The 15,480-nt window shown below is 35.5% G+C and carries 15 protein-coding genes; 5 read left to right on the top strand and 10 right to left on the bottom strand.

The window, feature by feature from the left end; all coding sequences use genetic code 11:
• Positions 1 to 3 precede the first annotated feature (3 nt).
• Both ANA7108_RS0110885 and ANA7108_RS0110880 read right to left on the bottom strand, forming a co-directional pair.
• Entirely contained in the window at positions 4 to 1,362 is a 1,359-nt protein-coding gene (locus tag ANA7108_RS0110885; protein ID WP_016950818.1) for a lipid-A-disaccharide synthase-related protein, read from the bottom strand.
• Positions 1,363 to 1,875: 513 nt separating this feature from the next.
• Positions 1,876 to 2,148 (bottom strand): hypothetical protein, encoded by a 273-nt coding sequence (locus tag ANA7108_RS0110880; RefSeq protein WP_016950817.1) that lies wholly within the window; start codon positions 2,146 to 2,148, stop codon positions 1,876 to 1,878.
• Positions 2,149 to 2,167: 19 nt separating this feature from the next.
• Between ANA7108_RS0110880 and ANA7108_RS0110875 the strand changes: the two genes are divergently transcribed.
• Positions 2,168 to 3,310: an IS4 family transposase gene (locus ANA7108_RS0110875; RefSeq protein WP_026103995.1), complete on the top strand. Its 1,143-nt coding sequence runs from the start codon at positions 2,168 to 2,170 to the stop codon at positions 3,308 to 3,310.
• Here ANA7108_RS0110875 and ANA7108_RS27195 read toward each other — a convergent pair.
• From ANA7108_RS27195 to ANA7108_RS0110840, 7 genes are all read right to left on the bottom strand, one after another.
• Positions 3,291 to 3,662 carry a GNAT family N-acetyltransferase gene (locus tag ANA7108_RS27195; protein ID WP_016950815.1) on the bottom strand — a complete coding sequence of 124 codons (372 nt, stop codon included), beginning with the start codon at positions 3,660 to 3,662 and terminating at the stop codon, positions 3,291 to 3,293. The two genes, ANA7108_RS0110875 and ANA7108_RS27195, sit on opposite strands and share 20 nt — an antisense overlap.
• 136 nt (positions 3,663 to 3,798) lie before the next feature.
• Positions 3,799 to 4,680 carry a PEP-CTERM sorting domain-containing protein gene (locus tag ANA7108_RS28165; RefSeq protein WP_016950814.1) on the bottom strand — a complete coding sequence of 294 codons (882 nt, stop codon included), beginning with the start codon at positions 4,678 to 4,680 and terminating at the stop codon, positions 3,799 to 3,801.
• A gap of 289 nt (positions 4,681 to 4,969) precedes the next feature.
• Positions 4,970 to 5,602 (bottom strand): GUN4 domain-containing protein, encoded by a 633-nt coding sequence (locus ANA7108_RS0110860; protein ID WP_016950813.1) that lies wholly within the window; start codon positions 5,600 to 5,602, stop codon positions 4,970 to 4,972.
• Entirely contained in the window at positions 5,520 to 6,134 is a 615-nt protein-coding gene (locus ANA7108_RS0110855) for a hypothetical protein (RefSeq protein ID WP_016950812.1), read from the bottom strand. Before ANA7108_RS0110855 ends, ANA7108_RS0110860 begins: the two co-directional genes overlap by 83 nt.
• Before the next feature lie 106 nt (positions 6,135 to 6,240).
• Positions 6,241 to 6,921: a hypothetical protein gene (locus ANA7108_RS0110850; RefSeq protein ID WP_016950811.1), complete on the bottom strand. Its 681-nt coding sequence runs from the start codon at positions 6,919 to 6,921 to the stop codon at positions 6,241 to 6,243.
• Positions 6,921 to 7,085: a DUF4177 domain-containing protein gene (locus ANA7108_RS28765; RefSeq protein WP_016950810.1), complete on the bottom strand. Its 165-nt coding sequence runs from the start codon at positions 7,083 to 7,085 to the stop codon at positions 6,921 to 6,923. Before ANA7108_RS28765 ends, ANA7108_RS0110850 begins: the two co-directional genes overlap by 1 nt.
• A 164-nt stretch (positions 7,086 to 7,249) precedes the next feature.
• Positions 7,250 to 7,921 carry a hypothetical protein gene (locus ANA7108_RS0110840; protein WP_016950809.1) on the bottom strand — a complete coding sequence of 224 codons (672 nt, stop codon included), beginning with the start codon at positions 7,919 to 7,921 and terminating at the stop codon, positions 7,250 to 7,252.
• A gap of 475 nt (positions 7,922 to 8,396) precedes the next feature.
• Between ANA7108_RS0110840 and ANA7108_RS27185 the strand changes: the two genes are divergently transcribed.
• The 3 genes from ANA7108_RS27185 (at position 8,397) to ANA7108_RS0110825 (ending at position 13,667) form a co-directional block, all read left to right on the top strand.
• Positions 8,397 to 9,833, top strand: coding sequence for an ATP-binding protein (locus ANA7108_RS27185; protein WP_016950808.1), 1,437 nt, complete (start codon positions 8,397 to 8,399; stop codon positions 9,831 to 9,833).
• A gap of 31 nt (positions 9,834 to 9,864) precedes the next feature.
• Positions 9,865 to 11,247, top strand: a complete 1,383-nt coding sequence (locus tag ANA7108_RS0110830) for a tetratricopeptide repeat protein (protein WP_016950807.1) — start codon at positions 9,865 to 9,867, stop codon at positions 11,245 to 11,247.
• A gap of 431 nt (positions 11,248 to 11,678) precedes the next feature.
• On the top strand, positions 11,679 to 13,667 hold the full coding sequence (locus ANA7108_RS0110825) for a BamA/TamA family outer membrane protein (protein WP_016950806.1): 1,989 nt from the start codon (positions 11,679 to 11,681) through the stop codon (positions 13,665 to 13,667).
• 143 nt (positions 13,668 to 13,810) lie between these two features.
• Here ANA7108_RS0110825 and ANA7108_RS0110820 read toward each other — a convergent pair whose 3' ends face one another.
• Complete coding sequence (locus tag ANA7108_RS0110820; protein ID WP_016950805.1) at positions 13,811 to 14,977, bottom strand: RNA-guided endonuclease TnpB family protein; 1,167 nt, start codon at positions 14,975 to 14,977, stop codon at positions 13,811 to 13,813.
• A 51-nt stretch (positions 14,978 to 15,028) separates the two neighbouring features.
• Here ANA7108_RS0110820 and tnpA point away from each other — a divergent pair, with 51 nt between their 5' ends.
• Positions 15,029 to 15,427 carry an IS200/IS605 family transposase gene (tnpA, locus tag ANA7108_RS0110815; RefSeq protein WP_026104110.1) on the top strand — a complete coding sequence of 133 codons (399 nt, stop codon included), beginning with the start codon at positions 15,029 to 15,031 and terminating at the stop codon, positions 15,425 to 15,427.
• Positions 15,428 to 15,480: the final 53 nt, after the last annotated feature.

Genomic DNA, 15,480 nt, shown 5'->3' with positions numbered 1-15,480 from the left:
TTCTCAAAATCGATCTTGCAAACATTCAGCAATACGTCTTGCTGCACCTGACCTCCCCATTCGCTGGACACCGTTTTCAGCAATTATTTGTAACCTATCGGGATTTTTGAGTAGGGATTTTACTGCTTGGGCAACTTGTGTGGGTTGGTCTACTAAAATCAGAGATGGTCCTAAAAGACGACTTTGAGCCTCAGCAAAAGCAGGGTTATATTGTGGACCATGGCCTGGAATAGCGATCGCTGGTTTGCCTAAACCAATAAATTGTTCTGTTGCTGTCCCTGCCATAGCGATCGCTAAATCTCCTAAATGCAAGCAGTCATTATAAGCTTGTTGACTGAGAACTAAGTAGCCATTTCTTTGCTTAAAAGTCAAAATATTAGCATCAGCAAGTGGGATAGGAGATTCGGCGCAGGAACACCAACCCTGGATTTGCAAAGTTTGAGCTAATATCTGGCAATCTAAACCAGGAGCGATCGCACCTAAAAAAATCACAGTCCCAGCCGATGGTAAAATCGAATCTCGTTCCCGAAAACTAGCCATCAACCCAGACACAGCAACCATCATGATTTCCCAGTTACTATAAGCCTCTGGCTCACGAGAACCGGGAAGTAGAGTCACAATCAAAGGACGAACTAGTTCTTCCTCTTCAGCATGACCATGATAAAATTTTTTGGTTCTCACCGTCGGCTCCAAACCATCCATCATGGGATTACCTAAATCAAAAGCCGGAATTGGCCATTTTTTTAAAATTTCCGTAGTCAGGGCATCTCTAGGAAACACCGCACGACAAAGACGACGACTCATTAACCATCTTTCCCAAGGATGGTAAATGGAACCAGAAAAGTTTTCCCAACTGGCCGATTTTGACTTTCTGGGTAACAAACCCACCTCATCCCTAACATAATATTCAGATTTGGCCGTGCCAATAAAAGCATAATTAGCACCACTCATCGCCGCAAACAACAACGGTACAATATCTCCCACCGCTAAAATAGCTTTTTTATTACCCAATTTTTTTTGATCACTCACCCAACCGCGAACAGCTTGAATTTGCTTCCAAGTCAGTTGCACCAAACCGCCACGGACATCTCGCATTAACTGGCGACTATCCATATAAATAAAGCCACCAGATGGCATAGTCTGTATCGAACCAATACAGGGAATATTTAAATTTTGGTAAGCACGTCCTTCACCCACTATAGGTAAAGCAAATATCTCTGGTGGAGAAGAAAGTTGTTGCAGTTCCTGCAAAATACGGACAGCAATGATATCTTCTCCATGACCATTACTTAAAACTAGTAACTGCAAAGGAGACTTAGTCGCTGCCGATGCAACCCGCTTTAATTGGGATAAATCACGCATAAGATTTTAAATTTTAAATTTTAGATTTTAGATTTAAATTGTAGACTTTCGGCAAAGCATCGGCTTATAAAATTAAGCACGCAAGTATTCTATTAAATGCACACCAATATCTTGTTAAATATTGATCTTAATAGACAGGTATGGACGGATGAGGAAATTGCTGCCACCGTAACATAGTCGCACATCTAAGAGAGCGATTCGTCAATGAATATCTAGCAGCCTTAAACCGCAACTCCAGCAAAATGCCGCCAGATTTGGTTGATTATCAATACGAACCCAAATATCTTTATGGTTACAAAATATATTGTATTATAGCTTTTTTGTCAGAAATGGCTTGCAGCGGTTTCCGCTCTTATGAGGTACATCTTAGCCCCCTCATCGCTTGCGGGGGTTGGGGGTGGGGTTCTTGTACTTCATAACACCGGGAAGTGCTGTATGCCATGCTCCGCAAACAGGATTTATAAGATTTAGGGATTTATAAGATTTTGTGATTGATGTTTTTGATTGAGGATATTAAATTTTTGAGGACATTGATTCAGAAATATTTTTATAGTAAATATATCCAATTTTAGGAGTTTCTAAATCTAAAAATTTCATATATCCACTATTTTCATATAATAAAATAGCTTCAGTGAAAAGGCTAACAGTTTTAATCCAAATAGTTTGAAATCCTCTAGCTGTAATTTCTAGTTCTAATTCTGAAGGGGAGACAAACAAGGCTGAAAGTAAGGCAATGTAAAGAATGTGACGATTTATGGTAAAAAAAGATAGGTCAAGTATTGTCAATAAGACCTATCTAATGAAAATGATACCAACATTCTATCAAAACCATCTCAGAAGTCAATTAAGTCTAGCAGAATACCTATTGTTAAAAATCCTGCTTCAGATTTTACAGTCAATTAAACAGGTAAGTCTAGAAAGTTTAGCGAATGCCTTACCAATACCCATAAAATTTGAAAGTAGACGCAGAAAAATACAAAGATTTTTATCATTGCCAAAATTAACAATAAAGAAGATATGGTTACCCATAATTGAAGTCTGGTTAGAGACATACCTTCAAGAGAAAGAAACAATATATCTAGTAATAGACCGGACTAAATGGTCATGTATAAATTTATTAATGATCAGCATGGTGTGGGAGAAACGAGCAATACCGATATATTTTGAATTATTGAAGCAAAAAGGAAATAGCAATCTCAAACAACAAACAGAAGCGTTAACCGAGATTTTAGCGATAGTAAAAAAATATAAAATATGTGTATTAGGAGATAGAGAATTCTGTTCTGTCAAATTAGCGAACTGGTTGAAGCAGCAAGGTTTAAGCTTTTGTTTAAGGTTAAGAAAGAATGAATTTGTCAAAAAAGAATCAGATATTTGGTTAGAGTTGAAAGATTTGGGATTAGCACCGGGATTATCGTTATTTTTGCCGGGAGTTAAAGTTACGAAACTTAGAGGTTTTGGATATTTTAATTTAGCCTGTAAATGGAAAAGGAAACTCCAGGGTATAGCACCAAAAGAAGGATGGTTTATTCTCACAGATTTACCAGAGTTAGGAGCAGCTATTACAGCTTATAAACAACGCTTTGATATTGAGGAAATGTTTAGAGATTTTAAAACAGGAGGTTATAATTTAGAAGATACGAAAGTCACGGGAGAACGGTTGATTTCACTAATTTTATTAATAGCTATTGCCTACACATCAGCCACAATTCAGGGACAACAAATTAAACGCAAGGGAGTACAAGAATATGTCGGAAGAGTTAAAGAAAACAGCCGTAGTACCAGACGACATAGCAGTTTTTATATTGGTCTATATGGTTATACTTGGATCAGTTTTATGGATAATTGTCAACCTTTAGTAGCCCAATTAATGAGACTTAATCCTAATAAGCGCAAGTATTATCAACAAGGTCTAAGAGCTATGAACCTTATACAGTCAGTCTTTTAGTTGATTTTGTCCCCCCTTCAGGTTCTAATTGTTGTAATAAGAACTTTCCTAAACCTATACCTCTTGCTTGTGGTAATAGATATATTTTTTTAATTTCTGCCCCTTTTACTACTCCTTTGTATGGATAAAATGCCACACATCCAAATATTTTATTTTGTTTTTCTACTACCCAAAATAATCCTCCAGTTTCTAAATAACATTTTTCTATGTCTATGATATTTTGGGTATCTTGATCATAATATTCTGGAACTATAACACCATATTTTAATCTAATAGATTGAATGATATATATAACAGATGAGTGATCATTTTTTTGCCAATTATGAATAGTAAAATCTTGATATTTATACATAAGACTGATAGCAATATAAATTTATTTTATTTATCGAATTTATGTTGAATTTATTAATCTTTAAAAAAAAAGCGATCGCAAAGTCAACATGGCTAGAGCAGCGATCGCTAAATGTAAGAAAATTGAAAAACTTTAATCAAGTATTAACTGCAACCTGCTGATCATTCTTTCTATTTTTAGCAGAAAATACACCCATTGCAGCTAATGCAATCATGCCTATTAAAGTAGAAGGTTCAGGAACATTTTGAGGCTCTTTAGGGGGTTCGGGAGGTAGTTCAGAAATATTTGCTGCCATTGCTATTCCATCGTTAAAACACTCTTCAAATATCCAAGCTGTGATAGCTCCTGGAGATACTAAAGAACGATCAATACTAAATCCAAACGTTTGAGAGCCAAAAGCACCAAAATTTCCAAAATTTAGACCAGTTAAATCAGCAGAAAGAAGATTACCAATCGACTGACCAGCAGCAATTACACTATTAGTAGTATTACCAAAAGGTGATTGATTTTGAGCTAAATCTCCCAAAGTCGGATTTCCACCTTTACTAGCTACAAAATTAGTGTATGAACTATTAGTAGACCAACCGTCGTTAGCAGCAGCAACACTTTTTGTAGCGGCGACTTGATATACTCCTAAACTAGCAGCAGAATCATTAGCATCAGTAAAATTAATGCCTAATAATCCCGAAGCAGTTTGAATAAATAAATCACCCCAACCGATATGACTATATCCATTAGCAACAGGAACTACTGCACCATCTCTTGCTAAATTTGTATTAAGAGCAAAAGTAAGTTTATTATTCTCAATATCATCCTTCATTGCTAGACCATAAATTTCAAATGTCCCTCCACCAACGCTAGTCGGACTACCAGGATATGTACGATATGTAGAGTCTGTGAAAGAGTCGATTGTGTAGTTCCAACCATTTTGTAAAGTTGATGCTTGGGCATCTTTGGTAATTCCTAGTATTGCTACTAAGGTAAGAGTCGCTGTTGTTAATTTGATTAAAGTCTTCATGTTTACTACCTCAATTTTGGAAACGATGATGGGAGAAAATTTCAAATATTAAGCTGTATTGAGAAAATCATAAAATATGCCATCTAGCTAAGTCATTAGCCTATTGTGCTTTATTTGTGCGTTTGCTTGTGCGATCGCTGTGATTATCGTCAGTACGACTCATTAGATATCTCCTAGAGAAAATGTAGAGACGTTCCATGGAACGTCTCTACAAAGATTACAGATATCCTATATTTAGTTTCCAATAGATACCAAAAATCTGCCAGATTGATGATTATTCAAAAACCTTTTAATATTTACAACTTTTCAGGCGATTCCATAGACTTGTCATATCCTCTATACTTAACATATGCCAATCTTCAAATGAGTCTAATTCCTCTTCATAATTAAATAAAAATGGTAGGTGTCCTTTTGGAGCATTAATATTATATTTAAAGTGTTTGGCATTTCTCCAATAAGTCTCACGATAAACATTAGGGCGATAATCAGACCATTCTAATTTTTCAATTAACGAAAGAATACTATCTGTATTGAAACCTAGCGAAGAGGTTACAGATGTAATAGGAATAAACTCATTACTAGCACTTACATCTAAGCCAGAAGGTAACGGCAAGTTATTTTTTTGCTTAATCTCTTCATATATACTCATTTGAACACTAAAACCAAAATGACCATTACTATATGTTGTCCAAAGTTGATCAATTTTATTTAAAATATCACAAGGAAACCGATTTATCTCCTGTGGTTCTAATGTCTCACAACCAACATACAAAGTTAAATTAGAAATTATAAAACTTAACCCTAATGGTCTTAAAATTTCATCAATTGCTCTTTTCCATCTAATAGGACTTGCAATACGACCGATATGATAAATCTTCTGGTAGCCATTCAGAAAATTTAATTGTGAAACACCAACTTCCATCAGTTTGTTTGTTTAAATATATACGAGGACTACTATCTGTTATATAATGGCTGTGCAAAACTTCTGATTTTTTCTCGCCAGTAAAATAAGTTTTTCTATATTTATCTCTACTTATATAAATTCCTAATTTATCATAACTCTTAGAAGAAAATCCCCATTCATGTCCATCATAATCTAGCCATTTGGCACCACTTTCAAGGAATGGTTTGGAAAATATTTTCTCTGATTCACTCATACTAAAGTTTCTGAAAAAACCATCTGAACCATAATTATTCCCAACAAAGTTTTCAAGTTCTAAGACTCTTGCATTATATAGGAGAGCAACGCGAGAATTCTCTGCATTACGTTTTTGATTTTCTTCTTTTTGCCGATTTTCTCGATGAACTTCCTTAAATTTATCAAAAATAAATGAAAAAATAGATAAAATTGGTAATAATACTGGCGACAAAACAATAAAAGCAAGACCTAAAGAAAAAAATAGGAAACAAAGACCGGCAATAAGGTAAATTATAGATAACAACATCATTTCCATATTTAGCAATCTCCACATTTAGAACAATTAACCATTTGCTGTTCAAATTTATGTAACTTATCAAGGTTTTATTTATTAAATATTACTTAATAAACCTAGCTAAAACCTACAAGGTATAGTAATTAGCAAGACTTTGAAAGGCTTTGATAATTTCATCCATTTCATGATTATCATGATCAGAAGTTTGCAAATATTTTTCAGATAATTTGTGAATACGACCACTTGTATAGCCACAAATAGGAAAACGACCTTGAGGACATCTATCACAAGGAGATTTTGCACGCTGCACCCTTAAACGTAAGGTGATCTGCCACACAGCTAAAAAAATACCCACAAAACCAATTCGCAAAATAACGCCAATAAGTGACCAAGGGGTTAACCATAGTCCCGCATAAATCAGAAAAACAACAGATATCCCTAGTAAGGTTCTGGATAGCAATTTGTAAGACCTAATTTGCACTTTAGTTTGAATTACTGCGGGTATATAAAGCAATACTCCAATAATTAATACATATTCAAAGGGTAGTTGAGATAACTTGAAAGTAGGTATTAGTAGTGAACCGATAATTACACCTAAAGACATCATTGTACATCCCATACATAAAGGTACTTTACCAAGCCAAATTAAATGGTTATGGTAATACTTGCATGATGGATGATGAGCAAAATAGGGTATTCTTTGCAATTCTGATAAAAATTTGATAACCTTCTTATTGCTTGTACCATTACTTAGTGAACCAATACCTAATAAAGTGACTGGTTCTGGTTTCCTATGTATCCACATCATTACTTTCCAAAAATCAAAACTGCTGATTCTTTACGGTTATTACAACAGTCTACACGAGCAGTCATATATGCTGTTACCAGTTGCCAACCCTCTCCTGCATAACTATTACATTCTTTTTGAATTTCTTCGGTGACAACAATACTTACTGAATATTGTTTGTACATAAAATTTACTACCCTCAATGATCAAGCTTTATAATCAAGAGTATAAAATCAGACGATCGCTCAAGTCACCAGCCAATTGTGCGTTGTTTGTACGTTTGCTTGTGCGATCGCCTCAATTATCCTATTTATCGCCCCTATTGAGAATTATTTCAGCTTATCATATTTTATTTTGGGGGTCTAAATGACTCTTGTATAAATTTTATTTCTTCCTGAATTGAACTCCATTCTCTTGATTCTTCATTAGGCAATAGATAACCTACTATAACTGTAGTTGTATTATTTCCCATATCAATTAAGACCTCAATTGCCTTTTTTGAATATAATCTTACTGCCTGTCTTCCATGTATATTTAACTTTTGCTGGGAAATAATTTTATGCCCTGGTATGGTACTTTCTCTCATCTTTACAAATGATTTAACTGCATCACCGAAAGATATTACTTGTAATTTTTGTGAATTGCTATCAAATAACTTAAACGTCAGTTCATCATTGGTAAAAATTCGTAACTCAATTCTCGCACAACGATTGCAAGAAGAACTTATTCTTTCCCAAGTGGTGAACCTCATATCTGTTTTAGAGAAAGAAGAAAAGTAGTGCCACAAACTTAAATATACATTTTCCCAAGAAGAAGGGTAACTGATTGAATATTCACCTGCTGTCGTTAAGGTATTTATTGAACTATATTTTTTTCCAGAATTATCATTTCTAACTATTAAATTTCCATGTTTTTCTACATCTTTCGCTAACACGGAAGTACAAAAAATCATTACTAGGAAAGATATAACAGCCAGTAATATAAATGTTCGTAGTTTTTTGATGTGTGGGAAAATAAACATAATAAACTCTCCTTTCTATTTGATTCCATAAACAGCTTCATTTACGGTTTATCTGAAATAACTCATAAAATTGCTGTTTTTATTCAAAATATCCTTGTTATCTTATTAAATAACATTCACCATCTTTATATCCCTCTGAACCACATTTAGGACAAAATCCAGTGCTACCAATTAAACCTACATTAACGCGTCCACAGTTCGAGCAGAACTTATGTTTACACTCTTTACACTTATAAATATTAAAATACGCCCCTGTTAATAAACCACTCTTTTTGTTATATCCACAACCCGGACAAGAATTATATTTAGTCATAGTTTTTATAACTCTTAGTAGTCAAATTAAACTGTATAATCAAGAGTATAAAATCTGCCATCTACCTAAGTCACTAGTTAATTGTGCTTTATTTGTACGTTTGCTTGTGCGATCGCTGACTAATCATGTATCATGCTCTCAGTAACAAGGGGTGAGCGTGAGATGGCCAGAAATAAACCAAAACTTTATAGGCTAACAAAGATAGGGCATGGATTAGTCAAAGAAGGATTGAAAGACTATGAATCGATATATGGATTCTGTGAAGCAAATAAAAGATGCATTCATCGTCAAACCTTTACAAAATTTCACGATGGTGATGGTGTAATTAGAGACACGGCTGAAACCTATTGTGATGCCTTGGAAATTCCCAATTGGCGCGAAAGTTGGGATAATATTGTTGAACTTGTACCTGAAAAAATCACAGATTGGCCTGTCTATGATGATGGTTGGGTAGGGCGCAAAAAACTGGTTAGCTCATTAACAAAAAAGCTGCGTGAAAATTGTCGGTTATTGCTATTGTTAGGAATTACGGGAATTGGTAAAACAGCCCTTGCTGAAAGGATTGCTGATGATATTCAAACCCGATTTACCAAGATTTTAAGAGTAAATTTTGATAGTGATGATAGTCCCAGAAACTTTGTTAATATTGCAGGAAGGTGGTTAGAAGAATTAGGTTTATTGATTGAAGACAGGCAAACAGGAACGATTCTAAAAGGATTAGTGAACCATTTACGTGAGGAACGTATTTTAATTTTAATTGATTCTTCAGAAGCATTATTAACAGAAAGTGAAGATGGTTGGGGAGATTTTGAGGATGAATGGTGGGCAAAGTTTTTTGAAGATTTTTTGACAATAGAATCTTCTGAAAGTAGATTAATTGTAACTTCTCAAGATTTACCGAGTAAAATTGAAACTTTAGCTTCTCGTTACCCTAATTCCTATCATCGTGAAATTTTAGATGGTTTACTAGAAGATGAACAAATTTCTTTATTTGAAAAAGCAGGTTTAGATGTTGATTTAGAATCAGAAGATAAATTAATTCTATTGCGAATTGCCAAGATATATAAAGGACATCCATTAACTTTGCGTGTAGTCAGTGGTGAAATTGTGGAATCTTTTGGTAATAATGCTTATGCTTTTTGGCAAAATGTTGGTAATGAAATTGAGTTGGTAGAACAGCATTTAGCAGAAGCAGAATCTGGTTTAAAATCAGAAGGTGAAAATGATGATTGGAAACTGCATAAATTAACCAGAAAAATTAGGGCTGAAGTTTATCGGCGGAGATTAGATGCAGTTTTTAAACGATTAAAAAATCAAAATCTTGATGCTTATTTTTTGATTTGTGTAGCTGCTAAATATCCTCGTCCTGTGCAAGATAGCGGTTGGTTTTTACAGCTAGATATTTATATTCAACGTTTGAAAAACGAGGTTTATAGTCAAGAACAAAAACAAAAGATATTAGATGATTTATTTGCTAGATTTTTAGTAGAAACTTCCATTAATCATGAACATAATCGTGTTTTAGGACTACATAATTTAATTCGCAGTGTAGCTTTAGAACATCGTCAGAGTTTATTTACCCAGCCTTTATTTACATAGTTTAATTACATTTAATTATTATGTCAAAATTATGTCAAATTTAACTATAGGACAAAAATTATATCAGGAATTAGACATAGATATTAATTTGACTCTGATTCCATTAAACGATCTTGATGTATATGTTGCTATTAAATATTTCCTAACACTGGAAGATGAAGAACCAGACAACGCTAAAAATATCAAAAAAATAGACCGTTATTTGCGCGTTTTCCGTAATCTTTGTGAAGTTTCAGAATGGCAAAAAGCCGCTTATGTTTTATCTTTTTGTTATACATCTAAACCACTTCATGAACAATTACGAATTTGGGGTTACTATCGAGAACAAATTGAACTATATCAAGCACTTTTAGGAAAGGTAAATTCTGATTATGATATTATTTGTTTAAATGGATTAGGTAGAGCTTGCTATAATCTTAGTGATTATACTCAGTCTCTTAATTACTATCAAGAATTACTAAAATTTGCTCGTTTAATAAATAATCGCCAAGCAGAAGCACTCGCTTTAGGTGGTTTTGGAGATATAGAACATATTAAAAATAATATGTCTGAAGAGATCTTTTTTTACCAGCAACAATTAGATATTGCTCGTGAAATTGGGGATAGGCAACAAGAAAGTTATGCTCTTAGTTTTTTAGGGTATGCTTTACATATATTAGAATTAAATCAAGGTAAAAAAAATTATCAACAAAAAGGATTAAATTATCTAAAACAAGCACTAGAGATAGCTTGTAAATTGGACAACCAGGAAATAGAAAGTATTTGTCTTAATAATATCAGTCAAATATATTTGAATCGTGGTCAATATGATCAAGCATTAATATATCTTCTTCGACAATTAGAGATTTGTAAAAACAGCAATGATATACGTGGTAAATATTCAGCATTAGAAATTTTGGGACAATGCTATGTGATGTTAAAACAACCTGATCAGGCTAGTTTGTATATACAAGAAGCATTAATAGTTACAGATGAAATGGGTGATAAATATAGTAAAATAAGAACATTAAATGGCTTGGGTGTACTTTATTGTTATAAATTGAAACGATATCAACAGGCTTTGCCATATTTTCAAAAAGCATTAGAGATAATGCAGCAATTGAATGTTGAAGGCTATCTGGTTATAAGTGCTGTGAATATATCAGTTTGCTATAGTTACTTACAAAATCACCAGGAATCACTTTTATATCTGAATATCGCTCAGTCACTTGCCACAAAATCAAATTCTTTAGAAGATAAAGGACTAGTGACAATGGCCACAGCTAATAATTATTGGAGACGTGATAAAATTTGGTACAAAGCCTGGGGAATATTGTTAGCAATAAAAGGACTGATGATAATTCCACCTTGGCGCAGTATGAATGGTAGGATGGCAATGCAAGCTGCAATTAAGCTAGTATTTGGTTTAGAGTAGTTTTTAAGTATTTAAGAATAATATATCCAAATTACGAGGGTTAAACGGCTGTAGAAGCATTATGAATAGCACTAAGAGAGGTAAGCTTGGCAAAAATCTGGGATAATAAAATAAGCTCTGGTGGTTCCAATACCTTCGCCAAATTTTAAAAAGCCTTGGTTTTTAGGTGCGGTTGAAGGGAAACCCAGGTTACAGAAAATAGCATAGATATTGTAAGTATTGTAAATTACCAGGTAAGCCCAAATTTAATCTAGTAAAAATTTTCTAGATATAAATACTCATCAAGTATCTTGCAGGTCAGCAATAAAAATTGACAAGAAACAAAAAATTACAATTGATAGTCTGTTTATCTACAGGTACGGGAACTACATATTATCCCTAGTAGTTGACTTGACTGCTGACTGAGTTAATTAAGTTAATCAATACTAATTATGCGACTTTCTTCTGCGGCAATTTTTACATTAGCTACTGTAGCAGCTAGTAATGTCACTCAGCAAGCAACTGCTGCAACTACAAATCAAGAGGAACAAACCAATACAGCCACAGATGTTGTAGTAGTACCATTTGTAGAGATCCAGCCCACACAGCTAGAAACCCTAACATCTCCAGAAACTACATTTGCTATGGAATTTGCCCCAGAGCGAGTGGTTGTGTCAACAAGTGTAAATAATAATACTCCAACCGACAGAAACTTAGTAGTTACCGCTACCAATATCCAGATAATTGGCGCTAACCCCGAATTAGAGCAGATTATCAGCAAAGCTATTAAAACCCAAGTAGGTGGGGATACCAGTCAAAACCAACTCCAAACAGATGTAACCGCAATTTTAGATACTGGCTTATTTGCTAGTGCTACCGTCAACAGCAGCTTTACGCCCACGGGCTTAAATGTAGTATATCAAGTAAAACCAATAGTAGTCCAAGCCCTGCAACTCTCTGGTGCGAAGGTTCTCACCCATAAAGTAGCCTTAGAAAATTTTCAATCTCAGATTGGTAAAGATATTAGTCCAGTCAGGCTACAACAAACAGTCAAACAAATTAACCAGTGGTATACCGATAATGGTTATACCCTAGCTAGGGTACTATCGATTCAACCCAACCGCCAAGGTGTCCTCACTGTCAATGTAGCTGAAGGTTTAGTAAGTGAGATTAAATTTCGCTTTGTTAATGACGAGGGACAAAACCTTGATAGCAATGGGAAACCAGTCAAGGGACGTACTAAAGAGGATTTTCTGAAACAGCAACTGAAGTTACAACCAGGTAAAGTCTTTCAAAACAATTTAGCCCAGCAAGATGTCCAAACTTTATATAAATTGGGTTTATTTCAAACCGTCAATATCGCTTTTGAAGGAGATGCAACAAAATTAGATTTGATATATGAACTCAAGGAAATTGGGGCGCGTTCAGTTAACTTGGGCGGCGGTTACAATGCTGATGATGGGCTGTCAGTCATCTTAAGTTATAGAGATCAAAATGTAGGCGGTGTTAATGATACTTTGGCCGCAAATGTTGAAGTAAATAGACAAGATATACTTTTTAATACTAATTTTACCAGTCCCTACCGGGCAACTAACCCTAATCGCCTTGGTTACAACATCAAGACCTTCCGAAGACGAGAACTTTCGGATACTTTTGATGATGATATTAGGCTAGAAAATGACGATAAAGTCCGTGAAGGAAGAATTGGCGGTAGTGTCAGTCTTCAACAAAAAACAGATGGTTGGGATGCTTCTGTAGGACTTAACTACACTCGTACTACTATCAGCGATCGCCAAGGTAATATTACCCCAAATGATGCCAACAAAAACTCCTTATCATTCAGTGGAACGGGAATTGATGACCTGACTACTGTATCTTTCTCAGCTACTAAAGACGAACGCGATAACCCTGCTAAACCTACCCAAGGTTCTATTTTAACTTTCAGCACTGAACAATCTATACCTGTTGGTAATGGTCAAATTAGCATGAATCGTCTCCGAGGCAACTATAGTCAGTATATGCCCGTTAAATTATTTAACAGCAAACAGCCACAAGTATTTGCGTTAAATCTCCAAGCTGGTACTGTGGTTGGGGATTTACCACCTTATGAAACCTTCAACTTAGGTGGTTCTAATTCAGTCCGCGGCTATGATTCTGGAAAGGTCGGTAGTGGTCGTAGTTATGTGTTAGCTTCTGCTGAATATCGGTTTCCCATTTTCCCTATTGCTGGGGGTGTACTATTTGCTGATTTTGCTTCCGACTTAGGTTCTGGTGATACAGTTTTAGGAGATCCGGCGGGTGTGCGTGGTAAGCCAGGAAATGGTTTTGGTTATGGTGCTGGAGTGCGGGTTGACTCACCTTTGGGCTTAATTCGGGCTGATTATGGAATTAATGACCAAGGAGATAGCCGAGTACATATTGGCTTAGGTCAAAGGTTTTAATAACTCCCAACAGGGAACAGATAATTCTTCCCTTCTCCTCAATCTTCTTGAATGTATGATGAGAAAGACAAAACCGTTTAGGGGAGTTTGACATACTCACCGACCTAAAGGCACGGTGATTCTTGACGCTTCACCGACTGACGCTAACTGTTGCTAGTCTTACTCTGTCTCTGCGCCCGTTTAGAGTCGTGGCAATGCCCTATCCCGACACTTCGGCTTGGCTCAGTGCAAGCTTTATTTAGATTTTTTGCGGCGTTCTCATCTCGGTCGTGTTCAGTCCCACAATTCAAGCATCGAACCGACCGAATTTTTAAATCAAGCTTACCCCATTTGTAGCCACATTCAGAACAAATTTGGCTAGTTGGTTCCCATCTACTAATAACGTGAAATGTCCTACCAAATTTCTGTGATTTAGCTGCACATAACGTCCGAAACTCTCTCCATCCCTGAAGACTAATCGCCCTAGCAAGTTTGCGATTTTTAACCATACCCGATACATTCAAATCTTCCAAAACGATAACTTCATTTTCGCTAACTATTTTGGTGGATAGTTTGTGCAAAAAGTCTTTCCGGGTATCAGCTATTTCGTTATGTAGTTTTGAAATTTGAATTCGGGTTTTGTTTCTTCGTCGTGAGTCTTTGGGTTGCCGAGCTAGTTTTTTCTGAAGTTGGCGAATCTTCCTGTCTAATTTTGAGTAATCGGGGCTTTGGGATTTTTCTCCATCGCTCATGACAGCAAAAGTTTTTATTCCCAAATCAATACCGATACTTTGGTTTTTAGCATCAATATTAACGGGTTCAACTTCTACTACAAAACTTAGAAAATAGCGGTTAGCACAATCCTTTACGACAGTACAAGAGCTAGGGAAGCAGGGTAATTCTCTTGACCAAATCGGGCTAACGTTACCAATTTTGGCTAGATAAACCTCATCCCCTTTGATTGAAAATCCACCAATTCTAAATCGTGCTGACTGCTGATTAGTCTTCTTTTTGAACTTAGGGCGACCTAATTTTTTACCTTTGCGCTTCCCTTTTAGAGAATCAAAAAAGTTTTTATAGGCAACTCCCAAATCTGCAACTGATTGTTGCAAAGGAATATTAGAAACCTCAGACAACCATTGCCGCTCAACAGTTTTTTTCGCTTGAGTAATAACCAACTTTTGCAAGTCGTTGTTACTTGGTAATTTTTCTGCTTGTTTGCAGATAGCCAGTGCATCGTTCCAAACTACGCGAACACAACCAAACAACTGAGCTAAAAGCTTTTGCTGTTGGTCTGTTGGGTAGAAACGAAATTGATATCTGGCTTTCATCCTTAATGTTATAATTGGACTGTAAATTAATTATATATTGGTCTGCACAAAATGGCAACCGCCCTCAGAAGAGAAAGAAACAGCCTTACGGACTTAAAAATTCAGTTGGTCTGCGTTACAAAGTATTGTCGCTCTGTGTTCACTGGTGAAAGTATTTATTTAATTGAAAAAACATTTCGTGAGGTGGCTGAAAAAATGAATTTTAAAGTGCTTGAGTTTAACGGTGAAGGAAATCACGTCCATGCACTGATTGAATATCCTCCTAAATTATCCGTTTCTCAAATAGTAAATGCTCTAAAAGGGGTATCCAGCCGCAGATATGGACAAGCCGGATATAAAAAACCCCATGAAGAATCTCTATGGAGTCCCAGCTATTTTGCCATTTCAGTCGGGGGTGCGCCACTAGAAATATTAAAAGAGTATATTAAGAATCAAGAAAAGCCGTCCTAGAACGACGGGGCTTGTATCCCATGTTTTCGGTCAACTGCTCACTTAGGACTCAA

This window comes from Anabaena sp. PCC 7108, assembly GCF_000332135.1.
Lineage (GTDB): Bacteria > Cyanobacteriota > Cyanobacteriia > Cyanobacteriales > Nostocaceae > Anabaena.
This window is presented reverse-complemented; position numbering and strand designations above follow the sequence as displayed.

Coding starts and splice junctions, on each gene's coding strand:
- ANA7108_RS0110885 (WP_016950818.1), bottom strand. CDS start 1,362: ATGCGTGATTTATCCCAATTAAAGCGGGTTGCATCGGCAGCGACTAAG.
- ANA7108_RS0110875 (WP_026103995.1), top strand. CDS start 2,168: ATGATACCAACATTCTATCAAAACCATCTCAGAAGTCAATTAAGTCTA.
- ANA7108_RS27195 (WP_016950815.1), bottom strand. CDS start 3,662: ATGTATAAATATCAAGATTTTACTATTCATAATTGGCAAAAAAATGAT.
- ANA7108_RS28165 (WP_016950814.1), bottom strand. CDS start 4,680: ATGAAGACTTTAATCAAATTAACAACAGCGACTCTTACCTTAGTAGCA.
- ANA7108_RS0110860 (WP_016950813.1), bottom strand. CDS start 5,602: ATGGAAGTTGGTGTTTCACAATTAAATTTTCTGAATGGCTACCAGAAG.
- ANA7108_RS0110855 (WP_016950812.1), bottom strand. CDS start 6,134: ATGGAAATGATGTTGTTATCTATAATTTACCTTATTGCCGGTCTTTGT.
- ANA7108_RS0110850 (WP_016950811.1), bottom strand. CDS start 6,921: ATGATGTGGATACATAGGAAACCAGAACCAGTCACTTTATTAGGTATT.
- ANA7108_RS28765 (WP_016950810.1), bottom strand. CDS start 7,085: ATGTACAAACAATATTCAGTAAGTATTGTTGTCACCGAAGAAATTCAA.
- ANA7108_RS0110840 (WP_016950809.1), bottom strand. CDS start 7,921: ATGTTTATTTTCCCACACATCAAAAAACTACGAACATTTATATTACTG.
- ANA7108_RS27185 (WP_016950808.1), top strand. CDS start 8,397: ATGGCCAGAAATAAACCAAAACTTTATAGGCTAACAAAGATAGGGCAT.
- ANA7108_RS0110830 (WP_016950807.1), top strand. CDS start 9,865: ATGTCAAATTTAACTATAGGACAAAAATTATATCAGGAATTAGACATA.
- ANA7108_RS0110825 (WP_016950806.1), top strand. CDS start 11,679: ATGCGACTTTCTTCTGCGGCAATTTTTACATTAGCTACTGTAGCAGCT.
- ANA7108_RS0110820 (WP_016950805.1), bottom strand. CDS start 14,977: ATGAAAGCCAGATATCAATTTCGTTTCTACCCAACAGACCAACAGCAA.
- tnpA (WP_026104110.1), top strand. CDS start 15,029: ATGGCAACCGCCCTCAGAAGAGAAAGAAACAGCCTTACGGACTTAAAA.